Raw genomic sequence first — 1,929 nt, forward strand, 5'->3', positions numbered from 1 at the left:
GGGGGGCGGGGGCGCGAGCCCCTGCCCCGGGAATCAAAACAGGCGCGCGATCTGGCTGCTGAGGCCCGCGACGAGCAGGGCGGTGGGGACCATGGTCAGCGTGGTGCCGAGCAAGAAGTCGCGAAAACGGATGCCCGAGGCGCCGCAGAGCAGGTTCATCACCCCGAACGGGGCCACGGGCAGCACGTGTCCCAGCGCGACGGCCCAGAAGCCGCGGCGGACGAGGTGGCCGCGCACCTTCTCGGCGCGGGGGCCGGCGAGACGCGTCACGGCTTCGGCGCCGAGGCGGGAGCCGATGACGAACTGAGCGATGGCCGCGATCAGGGTGGCGACCAGGGCGTAGGTGGCGCCGATCCAGGGGCCGAAGGCGAGGCCGGTGACGGCGATGAGGCCGTTGATGGGGAACAGCACGGACGAGAGGAGCGCGAACGCGACGACCAGCACGAAGGGCGTGAGGGGGTTCGCGCGGAAGCGGTGGGCGATCTCGAGCAGGCGCGGCAGATCGACGAGTTCGGAGAGGGGGGTGAGCCAGAAGGTGGCGCAGATGGCCACCAGCACCAGGGCTCCGATGAGCAAACGGCGCGCAGCGGACTGGCGCGACGGGATATGCGGAAGGGCCGCGAGGGAAGGGCGCGTGGTACTTTCGTGCACGGCAGATAGCGGTTGCGGGGCCGAGAGGAGAGAGCCCGCGGGAGAAGCATTCACCTGCAGTTCATTGTGTCAGCGCAGCGGCAACGCAACCCGCAGCACCCGCGCCTCGCGAGCCAAAGCACAGAAGCTCACCATGTTTCGGCGCGGGCGATGTCCAGGGACGCTGTCAGGTCTGGAACGCGAGGAGTGCGAGCGACGTGCTGTCACGCCAGCGCATGGCAGGGCTATCCCGGAAGGCTCTGTGGCTTCGGGAGGTCAGACCCCTCTCGCGCCGCGGTCTCCGCCCCCTGCACCATGTCCGCGTGCACATTGTGTACGCAGGACTGGCGCTTCAATGGCCGTAGGGCTCGCCGCGGAGGATGGTCATGGCGCGGTAGAGCTGCTCGACCAGGACGAGGCGCGCGAGGCGGTGGGGGAAGGTCAGGGTGGAGAGGCTCCAGCGATCGTCGGCCGCGGCGCTGACCTCGGGGGGGAGGCCGTCGGCGCCGCCGATGAGGAAGGCGACCACGCCTTTGCCGCGGGAGCCCCAGCGTTCGAGGGAGGTGGCGAAGGCTTCGCTGGGGAGGGCGCGGCCGCCGACGTCGAGGGCGATGACGTTGGCGCCGGTGGCGGCGCGGGTCAGGGCTTGCGAGACCTTGGGGAGGGGGCCGTCGGGGATCTCCACTTCGTCGCAGGCGACGTAGCGGCGGACGCGGCCGAGGTACTCGTCGAGGGCCGCCCGGAGGGGGCGGTCCTTCACGCGGCCGACGGCGATGACGATGAGGCGCACGGGAGGCGCGAGGTCAGGTGGAGAAGTCGCGGGGAGGCGTGTGGGCAGGGACGGGGCCCTCGGCGTCGCCGCCAGGGACGGGGATGCGGCCGGCGTCCATCCACAGGCCCTCGATGTCGTAGACGCGGCGGGTCTCTTCCTGGAAGACGTGGACCACGACGTCGCCGAAGTCGATGAGCACCCAGGTGGCGGCGCTCAGGCCCTCCATGGAGAGGGGGGAGAGCTTCTTCTCACGCAGGGCGTCTTCGAGGCCGACGGCGATGGCGTGGACGTGCCGGTCGGAGCGGCCGGTCATGATCACCAGGTAGTCGGCGTAATCCACGCGGCCGGTGACCTCGAGGATCTCGACGCCGATGGCCTTCTTGTCGAGGCCCGCGGCGGCGATGGCGAGGGCGAGCTCGCGGGCGGCGTCGGAGGGCTGAGGGGCCGGTGGGGCGGCGGGAGGGCGCTTCGAGGTGCGCTTGGGGGCGCCGAGGGGCGCGCGCGGCGGGGCGCCCTCGGCGCCCCCA

Annotated in this window: 3 protein-coding genes; all 3 read right to left on the reverse strand. The window is 71.8% G+C overall.

The features are described 5' to 3' along the window. Positions 1-33: 33 nt before the first annotated feature. Positions 34-576 (reverse strand): TVP38/TMEM64 family protein, encoded by a 543-nt coding sequence (locus CAP_RS35310; RefSeq protein ID WP_052376560.1) that lies wholly within the window; start codon positions 574-576, stop codon positions 34-36. A gap of 406 nt (positions 577-982) precedes the next feature. Beyond that, positions 983-1,420: a 23S rRNA (pseudouridine(1915)-N(3))-methyltransferase RlmH gene (locus CAP_RS35315; protein ID WP_044249069.1), complete on the reverse strand. Its 438-nt coding sequence runs from the start codon at positions 1,418-1,420 to the stop codon at positions 983-985. A 13-nt stretch (positions 1,421-1,433) separates the two neighbouring features. Beyond that, on the reverse strand, positions 1,434-1,929 hold a 496-nt coding region (gene rsfS / locus CAP_RS35320; protein WP_156041436.1), incomplete at its 5' end, for a ribosome silencing factor.

The organism is Chondromyces apiculatus DSM 436 (assembly GCF_000601485.1).
Lineage (GTDB): Bacteria > Myxococcota_A > Polyangia > Polyangiales > Polyangiaceae > Chondromyces > Chondromyces apiculatus.